This is a genomic window from Calditrichia bacterium (assembly GCA_020634975.1).
In the GTDB taxonomy this organism is placed as follows: domain Bacteria; phylum Calditrichota; class Calditrichia; order RBG-13-44-9; family J075; genus JACKAQ01.
In genome coordinates, this window is record JACKAQ010000001.1 from 2,684,255 (window position 1) to 2,703,053 (window position 18,799).

An 18,799-nucleotide genomic window follows, 5' to 3' on the forward strand; every position below is an offset into this window, starting at 1 on the left:
TATGGGAATTATTTTTGTTAAAACCGGCGAAATTGGTATTTCAAACACGCCCGGCGATGTGATCCGGACTGTTTTGGGCTCTTGTGTCGCCCTCGTTTTTTTGGCACCAAAAACCAGAACGGTCGGATTGGCGCACATTGCATTACCGGATTCCAAAATTGCTGATCCGAATAACCAGAACATTCTACCGGGACAATATGCCGATACCGCCGTACCGCACATGATTCAGGAATTTCAGCGCAAATACGGCGTTCAAAAACCGGGTGATCTGATCATCAAATTGACCGGCGGCGCAACTGTGATGGATCAGGGGGGAACATTCAATATCGGAAAACGAAATGTGCTCGCTATCCGTAAAATGCTCTGGAAAAATCACCTCGCGCCCATTGCAGAAGAAGTTGGGGAAAATTACGGCCGAAAAGTTTCGATTGAAATTGAAACCGGCAGAGTTCTTATTTCATCACCGGGAAAAGGGGAATGGGAAATATGATTCAGAAAGTGTTAATCGCAGATGACTCAGCTATTGCACGTTCAATCGTGCGGCGGGTGTTGGAAGCTGCAGGATTTGAAAATCTGGAAATCCGGGAAGCTGACTGCGGCGAAAAAGCGCTGGAAATGCTCAAACAATCACCGGCGGAGCTGGTGTTGACGGATTTAAACATGCCGAAAATGGACGGTTTTCAATTATTACGGCGAATTAAAGCATCGCCAAAATTAACCCAAACCGAAGTTATCGTCATTTCCAGCATCGTAACCGAACAAAAAGTTCAGGAATTGAAAATAAACGGGGCGCTGGAAGTTTTCAAAAAACCGTTGGCAATGCCCGAAGTTTGCCAGTTTCTGACCGAATACCGCGACGGACTGACATCGTTTTAGCCGAAAGTCTGTTTTCTAAAATGGATTAAAAAAAATATAAAGTTATATAAAACAGTAGATTGTGAGGAAGAACTTATGGAATTGGCAACAGAAAAAATGCTCTCCGCTTTAAATGATGCACTTGCCGAAACGTTCGAAGGTTTGGCATTCGCCGAAGCCGAACCCTGCCAACAGGTGAATGTGCTGCCAAAACCGGTTCAGGATTACCGGGTTGCCGTTATCGAACTGCAACAACCGTTTTCGGCTAAATTATCCCTCTTTTTTGAGAAAGAACAGGCGAATGAATTGTTCGAAACAACCGTTGGATTAACCGCCGAAGACCCGCAAATTGTGGACGATATGCTCGGCGAATTTGCCAACACCATTTTTGGTTGTTTTGTGCGCAATCTGCTCAATAATGGCGAACCGTTCAATTTGGGTTATCCCAAATCTGGCAGCCAGGCGCAACGCATTGCCATGGAAGAAGTGAACAAAAGCATGCTGCTATCCTGCGATGTGGATATGGAGCCGATTTACCTCAGCTTCAGCCATAACGTGCCGCAAAAATGATGGCGAATCTGCTCGATAGAATTTTCCCCGCTCGACATTGCTGAACATTTTCGGTATATTTCCATAACAGGTTTTCATACTGAAAATGTTGGCAAAAACTATGAAAAAACAATACCTTGAGCCTAAATTTTTTGTCGATAGCGATCACCCGAAAGTGATCGCTTTTGCGAAAAAAACAACCGGTAGCAACCGCGATCCGCAGCAAGTTGCAATGTCTCTTTTTTACGCCATCCGCGATGGGTGGCGATACGATCCCTACCAAATTGACCTCTCCGAATCCGCCATGAAAGCCAGCCATTTGCTCACCCGCAATTATGGATATTGCATCGAAAAAGCTTGTTTGCTGGCGGCGAGCGCGCGGGTGTTGGGCATCCCGTCGCGATTGGGATTTGCCAACGTCCGCAACCACATCGGCACGGAAAAACTGGAAAAAATTCTCCAGACGGATGTGCTGGTGTTCCACGGTTACACAGAATTATATCTCGATAACTGTTGGGTGAAAGCCACGCCTGCGTTTAATCGGCAACTGTGCGACAGGCTGAACGTTGCACCGCTGGAATTCGATGGAAAAACAGATTCGCTGTTTCAGCAATACGCAGCGGATGGCGGAAAATTTATGGAATATTTGCATGATTACGGCACATTTGCGGATGTGCCACGCGATCTGTTCATCACCGAATTAAAGCGTCATTATCCGCATTTGTTCAACCAACAGCAAACAGATGAAAACCTGCCGGTCATCATTTCCGGGTTGTAAAATTACATCAAATTCTGCGATGCCAAATCTTGTTTTTTTTGGTGATTACCGCTATTTTCTGTGAATTCAACAGAAGAGGCGGTAAATGAGTGTTATCAAAGAAATGGTTCACCGGCGGGTCCCGCAAATTTTTGGCTTGTATCTCGGTGGTAGCTGGGCTGCGATTCAATATGTGGATTGGCTGGTCAATCGCTATGGTTTGTCGTCGTATCTAACTGATATTGCACAAGTTACACTCGTGTCACTTATCCCGACTGTTTTGTTATTGGCCTATTTCCACGGTGCGCCAAATCGCCAGAAATGGGGACGTTTGGAGAAAATCGGTATTCCGGTAAACGCGTTAATTACTGCCGGATTGCTATTTTTTCTGTTCAGCGGAAAATCGCTGGATGCTGCGTCGCAAACCGTAACTATCGAAGACGAGTACGGAAAACAAATGAAGCGGAGTATCCCGACCGAAAACGCGCGGCGGCGGTTGGCGTTATTTGCGTTTGATAATCAAAGCAAAAACAATGATTTGGATTGGTTGCAACACGGTATCTCTTTTGCATTGTTTTACGATCTTTCTCAAAATATGTTTTTGGATTTGTGGAGCAGCGAGTGGCTGCAAGACCGGGTAGAAGCCGCCGGTTTTTCCAATGGCGTGAATATTCCATTTGCGCTGAAGCAAAAAATTGCCCGCGATATGCACCTCGATTTTGTCATTACCGGAAATTATCAATCCGACGGTGAAAACCTGCAGCTTGACAGTGAAATTTATCAAACCAAGCTCGGGAAAAAAATTGCCGGGGCGTCCTTCCGCGGCGACAATTATGTTGATCTAATCGATTCGGTTGCCATTTTTATCAAAAATAATGTCGATTTACCCGAGCAAAGCCGCATCAACGCTGTGGATTTACCGCTCAGCGAAATACTGACATCAAATGCGGACGCTTTCGAGAATTACGCCAAAGGGCGTTTTGCCAACAATTTCAGGAAAGATTACGCTACCGCACAGCAACTGTTCGAAAAAGCAGTTGCAGATGATCCGACATTCGCTTCCGCGCTTTGGGATTTATCAGGCGTTTATTTAAATAACGGGCAGGAAGTGCAGGGCAAAACAGTGCTCGAAAAAGCAATGAAACATCACTACAAATTGCCGGAACGTAACCAGTTTTATCTCAAAAGTTTTTATTATTTCGTCAATCAGGAAATCGATAAACAATTTGCCCTGCTGAAAATGTGGACAGAACTCTATCCACAGGATGTCAACGCGCATTTGAATTATGGCTCGGCGTTGAATCAACGAAACAATTTCGACGGAGCGATAAAACAGTGGCAAATCGCCGCGGATCTCGATCCGGAAAAGCAATATATTTTGCACAATATCGGTTTTATCCAATTCAAAAAAGGGGATTTTGAAAGCGCACTGGCAAGCTACCGGCGTTATGCAGAGGCCTATCCCAACGAATACCGTTCGTTTTACAAGCTTGGCGATATGTATGAGGATTTGGGTGATTTTGCAGCCGCCAAATCCAATTTTGAAAAAGCGCTGCTGCTGGAGCCGGGCGGTGTTGCTGCCAAAATAGCTTTGGCACGCGTATCGCTCAATACCGGGAATCCGGTAATTGCAGGCGAAATGTATGCCGATGCGTTGGCAAGCTGCACGAGTTTGATTGATAGCACAAATGTGCTCGACGGAATAATGCGATTTTATCAATATAAAGGGCAGGTGCGCAAAGCGTTAGACATCCACAAAAAGCGCCTGGCATTGTTGAAGCGCAGCACCAATCCACTATCATTTAACATCGAATATCAGATATTGGGCATCGAACCGTTTGTGGAAGCCCAAGATTTTGACGGCGCTACAAAAATACTGGCAAACACCAAAAACGAACTGCCGGAATCGCTAAAAAAGCTGGTTGCGTTTGGCGAATTACGGGTGTTTTTGAGGCAAAAAGATATTCCGCGTGCCGAAGCAGCGTTGGTAGATGTTATCGCCGGCATCGACTTGTATAAACGGGAAGAATTACGGCACTTTGTTCAATATGCCCGTGGCATAATAGCAGAAGCCAAAGGGAAGCCAGATAGCGCCTTGGCGGCGTTCCAGAGTCGTATTGAGATGGAGCCGTGGCGGGAAATTCATGTTTCAACGAATCTCGATATTGTTCGTTGCTACCGGAAATTGGGGAAGTTTGTCGATGCCAATCAGTTGGTGAAAAAATTGCTCAAAATTGCCCCACATTCACCCGGTTTGCAAATGGAAATGGGGCATCTCGCTGCTGCCCGAGGCGATAATTCATTGGCGATAACCCATTTTGAGCGTGCCCTGGAAATTTGGGCAGATGCCGAACCGGATTTTAGAGATGCTATATTAGCTCGCGAGATGTTGGGAAAGCTGCGTCCCACCAGTTAAAAATTTCCAATCGCCCGAAACTTGTTCTGAGTACGATCATTCACGGAAATGATTGACAAACCTACCACCCGATGTTTACATTTTCCCGCAATTGACGGATTAATTGATGATGAAAACGGAGCTTTTTTTCATGCAGAATAAAGTGTTGAAGCTGTTGTTATTTCTGGTTTTACCAGCTCAGATAGTTGTTGCGCAGGTGAATACCGAGGCATTGCGGAAACAGGATGCCGCCGAAGGCTGGAGCGCCAATTTTTCGTTCGATATGGCATACAACGCCGGCAACTCGGAATATTTAAAATTGAAAGCCGGTTCGCGGATCGACGTTAAATTTACGCCGTTTTCTGCATTTTTGGTGGGTAATTATCAGCGCGGGTTGGAGGCAAATGAGCTGTTTATCAACAAAGCGTTTGTGCACGGGCGATTGATGCGCAGTGTTTTCAGCAATCAACAGGTAGAAGTTTTTCTCCAAAAAGAATTCAACGATTTTATCAAATTGAAAGACCGGGAATTGGTCGGCGGCGGATTGCGTTTTCAGCTGGTCAATCAGGATTCTGCCAAACAATCCATTGTTGCGTATTTGGGCGTTGGCATCATGTGGGAACACGAATCGCTGGATCTGGAAACATCGGTTCAGGATAAAAACCAGTTTCGCTCAACCAATTATCTTTCCATTCGCTGGCGAATTGACGAACGGCTGCGATTTCTGGTGATCGGCTATTTTCAGCCGTCGCTGGAAAGCAGCAGCGATTACCGCTTACTGTCCGAAAGCACGCTGGCGTTCAACCTGACCAAACAGGTGGTTTTCCGCACAACGGTCAATTACCGGCGCGATAACGAACCGCCCGCAGGTGTAAAATCGTATGATCTGGAGTTGAGTAACGGTATTAGTGTGCTGTTTTAGGCATAAAAAACCGTGCAGATTTTGACAATCTGCACGGTCAAAAGTTGATAAAAATGTCTGCTATTCTTTTGCCAGTTCCGGCGCTTTCAGCAAATACGAATAAATAAAATCATCAATTTCGCCATCCATTACCCGTTGGGTATCGCCGGTTTCGTGGCTGGTACGGTGGTCTTTCACCATTTGATAGGGGTGGAAAACGTATGAGCGAATCTGGTTTCCCCAGCCGATATCCGTTTTGCTGTCTTCCAGTTTTTGCTGTTTGGCGCGTTCTTCGTCCAGCTTTTTTTGATACAGCCGCGCATTGAGAATTTTCATGGCGTTGGCTTTATTCTTATGCTGGGAACGCTCACTTTGGCAGGTGACCACAATTCCCGTTGGAATGTGGGTAATCCGCACCGCGGAATCTGTCCGGTTAACGTGCTGGCCGCCCGCACCGCTGGCGCGATACGTATCGATCCGCAAATCATTCGGGTTTACTTCAACTTCAATTTCTTCATCAATTTCCGGCAGCACAAAAACGGATGCGAACGAAGTATGGCGTCGTCCGTTGGAATCGAACGGCGAGATCCGCACCAATCGGTGCACGCCCAATTCGGATTTCAAATATCCGAAAGCAAAACGCCCTTTTATTTCGATGGTGACGCTTTTGATGCCCGCTTCATCGCCGGGTAAAATATCCAGCGTTTCGGTTTTAAAGCCCTGGCGTTCCGACCAGCGCAAAAACATGCGCATGAGCATTTGTGCCCAATCCTGGCTTTCGGTTCCGCCTGCGCCCGGATGAATCGTCAAAATGGCGTTTTTCTGATCTTCCGGCTGTCCCAATAATCCGCGTAATTCCAGGTTTTTTACAGATTTAAGCAGCGCGTCGCTTTGCTTTGCCAATGCTTCCAGCTCGGCAGTATCGTTGGCGTCTGCAGCCATTTCCAGCATCAAATCCATATCTTCCAACTGCTGAAAATGACCCTTCCAGTCGTTCACCCGTTCTTTGATATCGCTCAGTTGTTTGAGGGTTTTTTGGGCGGCTTCGGGGGAGTTCCAAAATTCGGGATCTGTGGTGATACGCTCTAATTCTTCCGCTTTTTGTTGCAGCGAATCAACATCAAAGATACCCCCGGAGATTCACCAACATCTCGCGGGATTCGTTGAGCCGTGCTTTAATTTCTTCAACCATACCTTCTTCCCCTTTATTTCTTGTCCAGATTGATGTCGTAAATCGAGCGAATCTGGCACGATTCAAAATAGTGTTCCAGAATTTGTTCGCTGGTAAAGCCTTCCATTGCCATTACCGCGCCGCCGGTTTTGCACATGCCCACGCCGTGACCCTGTCCGGCGCCCACAAATGTAAAATTGATCGGCGTTCCGGTGTCATCCAAATCCCGTTCAACAACAAAACAGGAGCTTGGCAGATAATCGTATGACAGCGCTTCGCGGATGTTCAACTGCCCGCGAATCCGGTAATTTTTCAGGCTGCCGATTAACTCAATCTCAAAAAGCCGTCCGGAACGTCCGCGGCTGATGGGAATGATTTCGAACAAAATACCGATATCTTCACCGGTTTTTTTGCGGATAATATCTTCCAGTTCCCGGCGGGAATAATCAACTTCCCAGCGGAAAAATTTTTTGACGCGTTCCAGCGATGGCGGCAGTTTGCGCCCTTTCAGGTTGCACCATGTTTCCGGGCGCGATTCGATCCAACTACTGACCATTTTTTCGTTCTGCAACGAAGTAAAGGTTTCCGGCACGGTGTGCCAGTCGTATTTTCCGAGAAAATGCGCTTCGTCGCTGCTTTCGGTTGCTGCGTGGGAATCTTCCGTGTGACCGCCGCAAATCAGGTGAAACGGCGTATCGCGGATGTGATCGTTGAGAAAAATAACCTGTCCGGCAGTTTCCTGTACTGCTTTGATGATATTTTCATCGTCAAAATCCGTCCCGAAATAGCGCAGGGTTTCGCCAATATTGGTGTAATCGAACGGATCGCCGAGGCACTGGTGGTTGATGCGTGCCATCGCTTCGCTGCGGCAAACGATTGCCAGCGCTTTGGAAAATTCCGGCGGCAAATCCGAACCGATTTCTGAATGGATCACCCGTTCCAGATACAGCTCCAGCGGCACTTCGCTGATGGCCATCAGGTTACCGTTGATATCCAGCCGGAATTCCAGAATTCCGTTGAAAACCTGGTCGGCGTAATAATCGCGTTGCAACACATCATCAAATGTGCGTACCGCAAAAATTTTGATTTTGCTGTTGAGGTCTTTGGGAATGATGCGCAAAACATCTTTGACTTCGGTTGATTTGTCGTATTCTGCGTCAAACGCTTCCAACTGCCCGCCCGGCGCTTTGTCGCGGTGTTTTTCCACATACGGAATAAATTCCGGCTGAAACCGTTTGAACGCTTTGCGTGCCGCGATATCTGTCGGGTAATTGCCGGCAACCACCACATATTTGGTGTTATTATTCACCTGGCGTTTGTCCAGATTAATGCTGCCGCCCAATACTCTCAGCTCCGCAGATTTGTCAATCAGTTGTGCTGATTTCAATTTCTGCTCCGCCATATCTTTTTTAAAAGATTCGTAGAGCACTAAAAAATAATGCTCTTTGCCGGGCTTGCTATCCTTGATTTTTATTCGCCATTTCAGGTCTGTTTTGATATTATCTATCAAAGGTTTGTTTTCGCCATCAACCAGCGAAAATGCACCCATAACGCGAAAATCGATATGTTCCTGATCTTTGAATAAACCGATCCGAAAGACAGGCTGGTTGTTCGTGGATTTGAGATGGATCGCTTGAGCGCTGTTTGACATATCGTAACTCTTTGGTTTTAATAAAGTTAGTAAAATAATTCGTTTATTATTGCCGGAAACAGCTTTGGAATTTTCAGTAAATACGTTTGCTGAGCCGTTCCGGTGCCGGTTGATACCGCTGTTTAATTATGTTTATGGCAATCTGCCAGAACATAGTTTAGCTAGGTAAGATAGCGTCATTTTGCTAAAAAATCAAGTTTTAGATGTGCCAAAGCATCGCATAAAAAAAATCTCCCGATAAAAAATTGATTTTACGTCGCTATTTTGTTATGTTGACGGGTTATCGCTGATGGAGAAGCCTTTTTGAGAAACAGGGGAAGCATATTCTGGTTGCTGATTTGCATGCTGACGGCGGTGTATGGGCAAAGCTTGTCAACACCCGGCCAATCAACAACGGCAACCTATGGCGATCGCCTGGTTTACGGGGCGATCCGGCAGAACCAATTTTCGATCAATCCTTTTGAAATAGACTCCGACATTCAAAAAACCGCTGTGCAGCTCGTTTTTGGCTACGGTTTGCTCAAAACACCCGGGAAAATTGCCGCGCCGCCAACGCTCATCGAGAAGCATTTTGCCAGCGCCGATTTCCGGATTTGGCGAATCCTCATCAAACGCAGCGTGGTTTTTCAAAATAACCAGATTTTGCGCAATGCCGATGTTCAGTTCACTTTCAATTTGCTGCGGCGATTCGGGGGGCATGTGCTCAACCGCAGGCTGGATTTCAAAAACATCAGCAAAATTGAAACCAGCGGCGACCTCGAAGTAATCTTCACTTTAAAAGAACCCGACGAAAATTTTTTGGAAACGCTGGCGGATGTGCCCATCGTTTCTGCGGATTATTACGCGGAAATAACGACAATGGGCTATCGCCTGTTCGACGAAATTCAGCCGATGGGAATGGGTCCTTTCCAAATTGTTTACCAAACCCGCGACCTGATCATGTTGCGGTATCACCTGCAATACATTTACGGACGCCCGTTTCTGGAAGAAATTCGGCTGCGTTTTTACAACGATGAACAATCGCTGATTGACGCGCTGGTGAATGGCGAAATCGACTACATCGAATTTCCCGATCGCAACACCACAGACCGGCTGCTGGAACTGATGCGCACCCGCATCAACGTGTTTTTAACGCCGCGACCGGAAGCCAAATTATACGTGCTGCTGTTCAATGTACAACACGGCGCGTTGAAAGATGCCAGCGTGCGCCGCGCGATAAATCTGGCGATTCACAAAGAAAATATCGTCGAGCGATTCGCAAAATCCATCGGGGAGGTGAGCCATTCGCTATTTCCGGACGATTCGCCGCATTTCAAACGGGAGTTTTTTACAGATCGCTACCGCCCGCGCGAATCCATCCAATTGCTGAAAGCCACCGGCTGGCAATACAATCGCCAATCGATGATGATCGAAAAAAATGGACAACCGCTCACGTTCAAGCTGTTTTTTGCGGAAAACTCCGAGCTGGAGCAAAATTTGGCCCGGGCGATCAAACTTAATCTGGCGGAAATAAATGTGAACGTTCAGCCGTTCCCGGTTTCGCCGGATGCCAAAGATCGCCTGCTCAGCAACAGCGAGTACGAAGCGATGATTTATTCCTATACCTACGATCCGGATTATCCCTTCAGCGCGGCAGAGGATTTTTTCGAAAATGTGCTCGGTGCGGAGCAAAACGTTCCCAACTATCGCAACGCATATTTGAGCCAACTGTTCGACCTCGTTCGCAACGTGCCGGCCAAACACGAAAACGCGCTGGAACGACTGCAATATTATCTCAATCGCGAAACGCCGGCCACATTTTTGTTTTTCGATAACGATATTTTGATCGGGCTGGACAAACGCTTCGCATCGTTCCGCGATGTGGTGCGCACCCGCGACAAACGGATGTTCTTCCGGCTGAATCCCATCGAAAACTGGTTTGTACCCAAAAACCTGCAGAAATATCCATGAAATGGCGTGTCAAAACACGGTTGCGCCTGCTCAAACGGCGATTTCAGCAGGTGCTGGCCCGGAAAATTTCCACCCGGCTGATGCTCACTTATGTCGGTTTGGGCGTGGTGCCGTTGGTGCTCGTGAGCATTTTGCTCATTTCGCTAACGCAGGAAACCGTGCAAAATTACGTTTTCCAACTCAATCAGGAAACCGCCCGTCGCGCCAGCAACGAAATTTATTTGTTCCTCAAAGATCCGCTGACCGTGCTGCAAACCACCTCGCTCACCCGCGATATTTACGAAATGGACGTGTTCCAGCAAAGCAGCCTCATCAACCGGATTAAAGAAGCCAATCCCATTTTTCGCAAAATTTATGTGCTGAACGACAGTGGCTATGTGGTTGTTACTACTCAATTTGGCGAAGAAGCGCGCGATATGCGCGACCAGCCGTTTTTTCTGGAAGAGCACGAGTTTTTCTCGGAAGTTTATTTCTCGCCATCACGTTTTCCGCTGATGACCATTGCCGAACCGATTTCCCGGTTTAACCAGCAGGTGGGCAAACTTGTTGCTGAAATCGATCTCAAAAGTATATGGACGCTGGTGGACAGCGTTACCATCGGCAACACCGGTTACGCGTTTTTGCTGAGCGCGGATGGTCAGGTGATCGCCCATCCGGACCGGGACAAAGTGTTCAATCGCGAAGATTATTCTGCGTACGATTTTTACCAAAATCTGAAATCTGGCGCAGCACAGCAAATTACCCACGATGTCAACGGCGAATCCGTCATTTTGGTGCATTCCGAAGTGCCGCGACTCGGCTGGAGCGTTTTGGTGGAACAATCGCAGGAAGAGGCGTTCCAACTGGCCAGCCAAATGCAACGTAACGTGATGTATTTTACCACGTTAACCGTGCTGATTGCCATCATTTTGGGGATTTTTGGGGTGCGCCGTTTTGCCAAACCGTTGCTGGAACTGGTTCGCGGTGCCCGCGAATACGGCGCCGGAAATCTGGAACACAAAATCGATTTACCGACCCGCGACGAACTGGCGGAACTCGCCAGCGAATTTAACGCGATGGCCAATTCGCTAAAAGAAAATCAGCGGGAATTGCAGCGGATGGAGCGCCTGGCGGCACTCAGCCGTTTTGCCGCGCTGGTCAGCCACGAGGTGCGCAATCCGCTAAATTCGATGAACATCAATATGCAAATGCTCAAACGCACCATTTCCCGCCCGGATATGCCGGAAGAGCGCAAAATCAAATATCTGGATGTGATTTCGTCGGAGATCAACCGCATCAACGATTTGGTGACCAATTTTTTGACCATCGCCCGCCCGCCGGAACTCAATCCGGTGCGAACCGATATTCACGCCGTGCTTTCGGAAGTGATTTTGCTCCAAAAAACCCGCGCTGAAGCTGAGGGAATTGCCGTCAAAACGCGATTTACGCGAAAAAAAGTGACCGGAATGTTCGATTACAATCAGTTGAAACAGGTGTTTCACAACATTTTTATCAACGCCATCGAAGCGATTCCCGATACGGGCATCATGCGCATCAACACGACTGTGAAAGATTTATCCGATGATGAAAATCAGCAATTTGTTGTAATTATTGAATTTAAGGATAGTGGGGAAGGTATCCCTGAGGAAATTTTGCAGGAAGTGTTCGAATTTTATCACACCACCAAACGCTCCGGCACCGGGCTCGGTTTGGCGATTGCCCGGCAAATTATTCAGGGACACAGCGGGAAAATTTATATCCGCAGCAAACCGGGTGTGGGGACGTCTGTTTTTCTGGAATTACCGATCGATCCGCCGGTGGAGCCGGAAAAGGATAAGGATGAAGGATAAAGGATGAAGGATGAAGGATGAAGGATAAAGGATGAAGGATGAAGGATAAAGGATAAGGAATGAATATTAATTGTCGTGGCGCAGCGCTGACCCGCCCAATCGCCATTGCGCCAAAAAACAATCAAAATGAAAACCGCACGCCAACGCTATTGCTGGAAATTTCCACCCGTTGCAATATCGCATTCAATTTCCGGTTGTTGCGCGTGTGGAAAAAATAATACACCACATCAAACGCCAGTAAAAAACTCCCCTGCAAAATTATCGCAGCGCCGTAGCCCTGCAGCCGTTCGCCCTCGCGGGTGATATCGTTGCCGCGATTGACGAGGTAAACGCCGGTCATGATGTATGCTGCATCCAGCCCGGTGTTGAGCAGCAGCAATTTCTCGATGCCGCGCTGTTTGTCGATGGCATCCGCCAGCGAAAGATTGTGCAGCGAATGGCGGGCGCGCCAATAGCCGAGTCCGGCAATGCCCAGATTCACGGCGTTCCACATCAGCGTCATTTCGTGAAAATATCTGTCGCGGCCGTCGCTGGCGCGATACTGGATTCCCGCTGCGGCCATATTTGCCAACGACCAGCCACTCAAAATCTGCATCGCCCTTCGATTGATTTGGTTGTGGCGTTCGCCGTATCCGATGAGTTCATTTTGCGCAAAAAGCGGATTCGCCGCCAAGCCAACGAATAGCATCGCAAACAGAAATTTTCGCATGTACATGTTCCATTTTTTGAGGGCAAATATATCTACTTTTTGGGTGCGAATCAACCGGCAGCTGATTCATTTGCCCGTTGTCGTAAGACTTCATCCGTTGACATTTCGAATAATATCTTTTATATTCACAAGCTGTGAAACAACTATCAAACGGTGTTACCGATATTTAGAAGGAGATCATATTGAAATCTCGGTTGCTGATCGTACTGATCTGCGGGTTGTGGGTGACTGGATTTTCCCAGACAACGGGTGAGGCAAACCTTTTCCGAAGCGGGATGGATGCGTATAAATCCGGCAATTTTACCAATGCGCAAAGCACCTTTTTGCGGGCGTTACAGGAATACCCGAACGGGCAACTGGTAACCAGCATGCGCTATATGCTGGCGCGTTCGTATTATCAAATGAACGATTTTTCCCGCACGGAAATTGTCGCGAAATTCTTTTTTAGCAAACATCCGGAAAGCTCATATCTGGACGATATGCACCAATTGCTCGGCAACTCGTTTTACAAACAGCGCAATTACGAAGCCGCGATTGACGAGTGGGTTTGGGTGATGGGCAACAGCAAAGATCCCCGGTTAAAGCAAGTCACCGGTGATTATATTTTTGACACAATGAACAGCTTTTTTACGATTTCGCAAATTGAGCAAATTCGTGTCAAACATCAGAACCCGTTTTTGGATGGCGTTGCCCAGGTGGCCATCGGGCGTAAATTGCTGGTCGCAGGGGAAAACAGCCGCGCGAAATCCGTGTTGAGTGGATTTTTGCAATCACAACCGGATCATGCATACGCCGGCAAAGCCCGCGAACTGCTCGGCGCTCCCGTTTCGGGCAGCAGCAGTGGTAGCCGCACGTTTTTGTATCTGCAGGATACGGATGCCAACACAAAAGATGTTTCCGAAGCGCTGGCTTTGGGCATGCAATATGCGCTGGATGAATATCGCCAGCGGAATCCCGGCAGCGATGTCGGTCTGAAAATTCAGGACATTTCGCCATCAGTGTACAATGCGGTTTCGGCATACAAAGAATCGATAATCACCAGTGCGCCGGTTGCGGTTGTCAGCCCGGTGGATGTGGATCAAACCGCTGCATTGGCTGCGCTGGCAGCCTACGAAGAACGCCCGTTTATCGCGCCGCTCAGCTCGCAAACCGGACTGGCGGAACTCAATAAATTTGTATTTCAGATTAACCCGGATGCCCGCAGCAAAGGGCAATTTTTTGGAAGTTATGCCGCGCAATCGTTGCAGTTAAAGCGTTTGGCGGTGTTGGCACCTGCCAACCAGTATGGCGAAACCTTTGTCCAAAATTTTGTAGAAGCTGCGCAGGGCGAAGGTGCATCGGTGGAATCCATCCAGTGGTATTACGAAGATACCGAGGATTTTAACGCACAGTTCCGGGCCGTTTGGCGGAAAGGGATTTTTCTCGCGTTCCGCGATTCGCTGCTCGGTGCGGAACCGGATGCCAGCCAGGGCAAAATTGATCGCGAATATCGGGCGTATCTGGAACGCACATTCCAGCCGCGCCGTCCCGGTTTCCCGGTTGATTCTACCGATGTGGCGTCCACCGGTCTGGACGGATTGCTGATTGTGATTCGATCCCCGGAATTTATCCCGTTTCTGGCGCCGCAATTGGCGTTCAACAATATCAAAGCCACGCTGCTCGGTAACGAGGGCTGGAACGATGTGCAGCAGCTTCGCAAATTCCGGGATTATCTGGAAGGGATGGTGTTTATTTCACCCGGCTATTTCGACCCGGAATCTTCCAATTACCGGTTGTTTATGAACCGCTTCCGCAACGCCATGAAAGCCACGCCGGAACGGTTTCACCTGCTCGGTTACGATACCATGAAATGGATGCTCGACAATTATTCGCCGGGCATTTCAAGCAAGGATTACCGCGACCGTCTGGAAAAATCGCGGTTGTATCAGGGATTGATGCAGAGTATCCAGTTTGGCAGTAAGCCGAGGGTAAACAGCAAGTTATCTGTGCTAAAATTGAACTACGGGCAGGTGATTCCGATCAGTTTTTGAGGAATAAAATATAAAGTAGAATAAAAAAAGCCGCATCAATTGACGCGGCTTTTTTTTTGTAAAAACATGTGTTTTCTGTTTTACTTACAGGAACGAATAGGTCAACCCGGCGGCCAGCACCTGTTTCAACTGGCGTTTCGGGGAGATGTCCTTATCGTAAAACAACTGCAGGTTGAAGCTGACAGCAATCAGTTTGGACACTTTTGCTGAGAGCATATTGTCCCAACGCACGTCAATTTCATCGGCTGCGGAAAATGCTGAAAACATTTCCAGTTTGAAGGTGTAGAGAATGTTTTCGCTTACTTTGCGGGAATAATCAGAAACGGATTCCATACCAACTTCCGAACGCACTTTCTCAAGTTCAGGTGTATCGGGGTCGTCGCTGTATGCCGGAGCGAACGTTTCGTCTGTCGCAACAGTTTGTTTGAAGGCCAAACCGAGGCGGGTCTGGAATTCCGGGATCGGCTTGATCGCGATACCAAAGCTTTCGGTAAAAAAGCCGGGATTGAGGAATTTGGAGATTTCCTTTTTTTCTTCGTTGCCGTTGGCGTCTTCGCTGAAGGTGTAGCTGCTGGTTACTTGGCTGATGCCGGTAACGGCAACATAGGGATTGATTAACGTGCCCAGTTTGTAAGCCATCACGCTCTCCAGACGAATTTCGTCTGCGGATTTGCGGGAAGACTGGTCAGCGATTTTGGTTTGTCCATAGGAAATTTTGGCTGCGTTGCTCCAGTTGATCTTTTCCTGATCGTTGACGGCTTTGCCGTTAATATCCAGTTGCCAGTTCCAATTGTCGTCGCCGCCGGCACTCCAATTGCTCAATGAGGTTTGGGTAAAATTCAGGTTTCCGACCAGGCTTTCTGTCCAGCCGAATTTCGGTGCTTCTTTTTCCGCTTCCTGCGCAATTGCCGAAGCTGTTAAAATTACTGCGGTTAACAACATCCAACTCACATACTTCTTCATGGTTAATGCCTCCTAAATAATTGTAAATATAAGATTTAAAGATATAGAAAATTTTAAGTTCCCAAACAGGATAATACTATTTTACATAACAGTGCCCTCACCAGAATTGATGAAGGCACTGTGTGTATTTTCAATATTTTGAGATTCTGTTGTTACGGTTTACTTCGTGCGAACAAATTCGATACGGCGATTCTGCCGGCGGCCTTCCGGTGTGCTGTTATCAGCAACCGGACTTTGCGGGCCAAAGCCTTTGGCAGTAATGCGATTTGCTGCAATACCTTTCTGGACCAGATAATCTCTCACAGCAACAGCGCGGCGCTCGGAAAGGAGCATGTTTGCGGAATTGCTGCCGGTGTTATCGGTGTAGCCCTGAATTTGCACTTCCATATCCGGATATGCTTTCAGAGTTTGATAGGCTTTTTCCAAAATTTCTTCGGATTCTGCGGTAATTGCTGCTTTACCGCTGGCGAAAACAATACCTTCCAGCGTAATTTTGCCACCAACTTCGGTAACTTCCAGAATTACGTCGTCATCTTTGTTGGTCGGGTTGGTACCGCGACGCACTTCGTCACCGTCGTTTACGCTGCCGTTGTCGGTATCCATTGCCAACGGGTTGCTTTTGTATTTGTTCACTTCGTCGCCGTCGCTCAAACCGTCTTTGTCGCTGTCAGTAGCCATCGGGTCGGTTTTGTGCGTGTTCACTTCTGCGCCGTCGCTCAGTCCGTCACCATCGGTGTCGGCTTTGGTCGGGTTGGTTTTGTGCGACATCAATTCGTCTTTGTCGTTCAGCCCGTCGCCATCGGTGTCGGCTTTGGTTGCATCGGTGTTGTGAGTCATCACTTCTGCTTTGTCATCAAGTCCGTCACCATCGGTGTCGGCTTTGGTCGGGTCGGTTTTGTGGGTTTTGGCTTCTGCGCCGTCGTTCAGTCCGTCACCATCTGTATCCATTTCCAACGGGTTGGATTTGGTTTCGAGAAATTCTTCGCCATCGTTCAGACCATCGCCATCGGTGTCGGCGACGTTGTATTTGGTGCCAAGTTTTTTCTCGTCGCGATTGGTGAGTCCGTCACCATCTGGATCGGCATCCCAATCAAATCCGGTCATTGTTAAACCAACATGCAGATTCAAAAAGCCATCGTTGGATGCGTCTTTTTCGATGCCGTTCAGTACGTCGGAAAATACATAGTTATAACCGCCGCTAACTTCTAACGATGTGTTATCATCTATTTTGAACTGGACACCAACACCAAACGGTGCATACGGTTCCCAGCCTTCTGCTTCAACACCGGCAGTGGCGTTCGCCGGGAATTTTTCGATGATGTATTTTGCAGTACCCAGACCGCCGTAAACATAGGGGCTCCAATATTCTTTTACGAACGGGCGAACCAACAGGCGAACATCAAACGGACGTACGGTGGTGGTGTTGCCTTCGATGCCAACCAATTTTGAGCTGAGACCGGCGCTAAATTCACCTTCAATCACGTTCGAAAAACTGTGGCGCAAGAAAGCCCGGAAGCTCAGTCCGCCTTCTTCATCCCATCCGCCGCCGTCGTCGGAATAGCCGTAGGATTGTCCGAAACCCATACCGCCACCCAATTGATTGGCGCGGAACTGCCCAAAAACTCCCGTCGAAACTACGAGGGAAAAAACAGCTAAAATAGCCATGTAACGCTTCAACATATCGTCTCCTTTAATGTTAGGTCAAATTAGATTGTTCACAATATTTATTGCTGTTCATGAAATCCCTCCCTTACAGAACCTTTCCATATTCAAAGTATATGCCGGAAATGTCTATCAACTCATCACGTCTCCTTTTTTATATTGCTAAACACTTTAAGTGTTTGATAATTTTCGATTTAGGTGTCACGTAAATGTTTGTTGATTTTGTTTTGAAATGGATGCCCGAAAACGTTAGCCGGGTTATATTGCCCATATTACGGGCAGGTTTGTGTCAAATAACCCAGTATCATGGTTGAGTTGAGATAATGGTTCGAAATGATATTTGGCTGATATATTAGCATTCATTGCTGTACCGGCAGGTTTGGATCATCGGAAATTGATTCATTCGGAAGCGTGCCGGTATCGGGCAAAGCGGTAGTTGGTTTCGGCTGGTTTTCCAATGCCAAAATCTTTTTGCGCTGTCGCGATAATTCGAGCCGCTGTTTGATAAGCGTTGGCAAAATGCCCAGAAACCCGACCAGAATACCAATGCCGAGTGTCATCAATAGCACCAGCGCCAGCGAGCTTTCGAATTCGAGAAACAGCAGCGAAACGGTTACCATTATGGCATTCTGCAATGCAAACGTTACCGCAATAATAGCGATGATAACGGCTAAAATCAAAAAAATCGGCATTTAATTTTGATCGTATTTTGGTTTCCAGTTTAGTTAAAACCGGCTGCAAAGCCAGCTAACCCATACAGCTTCACAATATACACATTTTTTATAAAACACTAAATAGATGAAAAAAAATAGTAGCAATGTTGGGCAATAGTGCCATTTGGGGTGTTCTAATTTATTTTTTGCCGCGCAATAACAGACGGGAACCATAGCGCAGCAGCAGAAAAATGAGGATCATGCCAATAAGCAATGACCCGATGGAGCCGCCGAAAAATAGCCAGATCCGTAGTTGCATCAATAAAAATGAAACGATGAATGTAACGGCGAGCAGCAGCATTAATCCGCGCAGCCGGTCGAAGCCGGGCAGATAATCGAAATTGACGTTCCGGCGCATCAGTGCCAGTGTAACGATCATCGAAATGATTGGCAAAAAGTAGATAAGCGCGTTTACTTCCAACAGATTGCTGCGCAGAAAAAACAGCGAATACGCCGTGAGCACCGCCGCAAATATCCCCGGCACGCAGGACAGATAAACGATGGTTGCCAGTACAAAATTGTGCGGACGCGTCATTGTTTTTGCCGGTCCAAGCCAACGAGTGTAAATAAATGAAAATATTGGAATTACAATTAGTATTCCCGCAAGATACGGGGCGAAAATATCCAGCCGGCTGATCAATTCTGCAATGCTCATGGGTTCCCC

At 47.5% G+C, this 18,799-nt stretch carries 16 protein-coding genes; 9 read left to right on the plus strand and 7 right to left on the minus strand.

Annotated features, from left to right (window positions below; translation table 11 throughout):
- Position 1 precedes the first annotated feature (1 nt).
- The 6 genes from H6629_10825 (at position 2) to H6629_10850 (ending at position 5,478) form a co-directional block, all read left to right on the plus strand.
- A complete protein-coding gene (locus H6629_10825) occupies positions 2-490 on the plus strand; it encodes a chemotaxis protein CheD (protein MCB9068288.1) in 489 nt (162 codons plus the stop codon).
- A complete protein-coding gene (locus H6629_10830; protein MCB9068289.1) occupies positions 487-876 on the plus strand; it encodes a response regulator in 390 nt (129 codons plus the stop codon). Before H6629_10825 ends, H6629_10830 begins: the two co-directional genes overlap by 4 nt.
- Before the next feature lie 75 nt (positions 877-951).
- Entirely contained in the window at positions 952-1,425 is a 474-nt protein-coding gene (locus tag H6629_10835; protein ID MCB9068290.1) for a chemotaxis protein CheX, read from the plus strand.
- A gap of 100 nt (positions 1,426-1,525) precedes the next feature.
- Positions 1,526-2,182 carry a transglutaminase domain-containing protein gene (locus tag H6629_10840; protein ID MCB9068291.1) on the plus strand — a complete coding sequence of 219 codons (657 nt, stop codon included), beginning with the start codon at positions 1,526-1,528 and terminating at the stop codon, positions 2,180-2,182.
- Positions 2,183-2,267: 85 nt separating this feature from the next.
- Positions 2,268-4,577 (plus strand): tetratricopeptide repeat protein, encoded by a 2,310-nt coding sequence (locus tag H6629_10845; protein MCB9068292.1) that lies wholly within the window; start codon positions 2,268-2,270, stop codon positions 4,575-4,577.
- Between the two features lie 130 nt (positions 4,578-4,707).
- Positions 4,708-5,478 carry a DUF481 domain-containing protein gene (locus H6629_10850; protein ID MCB9068293.1) on the plus strand — a complete coding sequence of 257 codons (771 nt, stop codon included), beginning with the start codon at positions 4,708-4,710 and terminating at the stop codon, positions 5,476-5,478.
- Positions 5,479-5,538: 60 nt separating this feature from the next.
- On the opposite strand, the gene prfB is transcribed toward H6629_10850, so the two are convergent.
- Positions 5,539-6,649 (minus strand): peptide chain release factor 2 gene (gene prfB / locus H6629_10855; protein ID MCB9068294.1). Its coding sequence is split into 2 segments (ribosomal slippage): positions 5,539-6,579 and positions 6,581-6,649, totalling 1,110 coding nucleotides; the frame shifts between segments, so codons are not numbered across the junction.
- 13 nt (positions 6,650-6,662) lie between these two features.
- A complete protein-coding gene (locus H6629_10860) occupies positions 6,663-8,279 on the minus strand; it encodes a SpoIID/LytB domain-containing protein (GenBank protein MCB9068295.1) in 1,617 nt (538 codons plus the stop codon).
- Positions 8,280-8,582: 303 nt separating this feature from the next.
- On the opposite strand from H6629_10860, the gene H6629_10865 reads away from it, so the two are divergent.
- Together H6629_10865 and H6629_10870 are read left to right on the plus strand one after the other, a co-directional pair.
- A complete protein-coding gene (locus H6629_10865) occupies positions 8,583-10,229 on the plus strand; it encodes an ABC transporter substrate-binding protein (GenBank protein ID MCB9068296.1) in 1,647 nt (548 codons plus the stop codon).
- Positions 10,226-12,058, plus strand: coding sequence for a HAMP domain-containing protein (locus H6629_10870; GenBank protein ID MCB9068297.1), 1,833 nt, complete (start codon positions 10,226-10,228; stop codon positions 12,056-12,058). Before H6629_10865 ends, H6629_10870 begins: the two co-directional genes overlap by 4 nt.
- Before the next feature lie 121 nt (positions 12,059-12,179).
- On the opposite strand, the gene H6629_10875 is transcribed toward H6629_10870, so the two are convergent.
- The gene (locus H6629_10875; GenBank protein ID MCB9068298.1) at positions 12,180-12,767 is read right to left on the minus strand and encodes a hypothetical protein; all 588 of its coding nucleotides are present in this window, start codon (positions 12,765-12,767) and stop codon (positions 12,180-12,182) included.
- A gap of 182 nt (positions 12,768-12,949) precedes the next feature.
- Between H6629_10875 and H6629_10880 the strand changes: the two genes are divergently transcribed.
- Positions 12,950-14,797 (plus strand): ABC transporter substrate-binding protein, encoded by a 1,848-nt coding sequence (locus H6629_10880; GenBank protein MCB9068299.1) that lies wholly within the window; start codon positions 12,950-12,952, stop codon positions 14,795-14,797.
- 84 nt (positions 14,798-14,881) lie between these two features.
- Here the strand turns inward: H6629_10880 and H6629_10885 are convergent, their stop codons facing one another.
- From H6629_10885 to H6629_10900, 4 genes are all read right to left on the minus strand, one after another.
- A complete protein-coding gene (locus H6629_10885) occupies positions 14,882-15,760 on the minus strand; it encodes a DUF3078 domain-containing protein (GenBank protein MCB9068300.1) in 879 nt (292 codons plus the stop codon).
- 159 nt (positions 15,761-15,919) lie between these two features.
- A complete protein-coding gene (locus H6629_10890) occupies positions 15,920-17,440 on the minus strand; it encodes an OmpA family protein (GenBank protein MCB9068301.1) in 1,521 nt (506 codons plus the stop codon).
- Between the two features lie 341 nt (positions 17,441-17,781).
- Positions 17,782-18,114, minus strand: coding sequence for a LapA family protein (locus H6629_10895; protein ID MCB9068302.1), 333 nt, complete (start codon positions 18,112-18,114; stop codon positions 17,782-17,784).
- A gap of 160 nt (positions 18,115-18,274) precedes the next feature.
- Positions 18,275-18,790 carry a hypothetical protein gene (locus H6629_10900; protein MCB9068303.1) on the minus strand — a complete coding sequence of 172 codons (516 nt, stop codon included), beginning with the start codon at positions 18,788-18,790 and terminating at the stop codon, positions 18,275-18,277.
- Positions 18,791-18,799 lie beyond the last annotated feature (9 nt).

Excerpts from the sequence above, each read along its gene's own strand:
- H6629_10825 (MCB9068288.1), top strand. The coding sequence starts at position 2 with ATGGGAATTATTTTTGTTAAAACCGGCGAAATTGGTATTTCAAACACG.
- H6629_10830 (MCB9068289.1), top strand. The coding sequence starts at position 487 with ATGATTCAGAAAGTGTTAATCGCAGATGACTCAGCTATTGCACGTTCA.
- H6629_10835 (MCB9068290.1), top strand. The coding sequence starts at position 952 with ATGGAATTGGCAACAGAAAAAATGCTCTCCGCTTTAAATGATGCACTT.
- H6629_10840 (MCB9068291.1), top strand. The coding sequence starts at position 1,526 with ATGAAAAAACAATACCTTGAGCCTAAATTTTTTGTCGATAGCGATCAC.
- H6629_10845 (MCB9068292.1), top strand. The coding sequence starts at position 2,268 with ATGAGTGTTATCAAAGAAATGGTTCACCGGCGGGTCCCGCAAATTTTT.
- H6629_10850 (MCB9068293.1), top strand. The coding sequence starts at position 4,708 with ATGCAGAATAAAGTGTTGAAGCTGTTGTTATTTCTGGTTTTACCAGCT.
- H6629_10860 (MCB9068295.1), bottom strand. The coding sequence starts at position 8,279 with ATGTCAAACAGCGCTCAAGCGATCCATCTCAAATCCACGAACAACCAG.
- H6629_10870 (MCB9068297.1), top strand. The coding sequence starts at position 10,226 with ATGAAATGGCGTGTCAAAACACGGTTGCGCCTGCTCAAACGGCGATTT.
- H6629_10875 (MCB9068298.1), bottom strand. The coding sequence starts at position 12,767 with ATGCGAAAATTTCTGTTTGCGATGCTATTCGTTGGCTTGGCGGCGAAT.
- H6629_10885 (MCB9068300.1), bottom strand. The coding sequence starts at position 15,760 with ATGAAGAAGTATGTGAGTTGGATGTTGTTAACCGCAGTAATTTTAACA.
- H6629_10890 (MCB9068301.1), bottom strand. The coding sequence starts at position 17,440 with ATGTTGAAGCGTTACATGGCTATTTTAGCTGTTTTTTCCCTCGTAGTT.
- H6629_10895 (MCB9068302.1), bottom strand. The coding sequence starts at position 18,114 with ATGCCGATTTTTTTGATTTTAGCCGTTATCATCGCTATTATTGCGGTA.
- H6629_10900 (MCB9068303.1), bottom strand. The coding sequence starts at position 18,790 with ATGAGCATTGCAGAATTGATCAGCCGGCTGGATATTTTCGCCCCGTAT.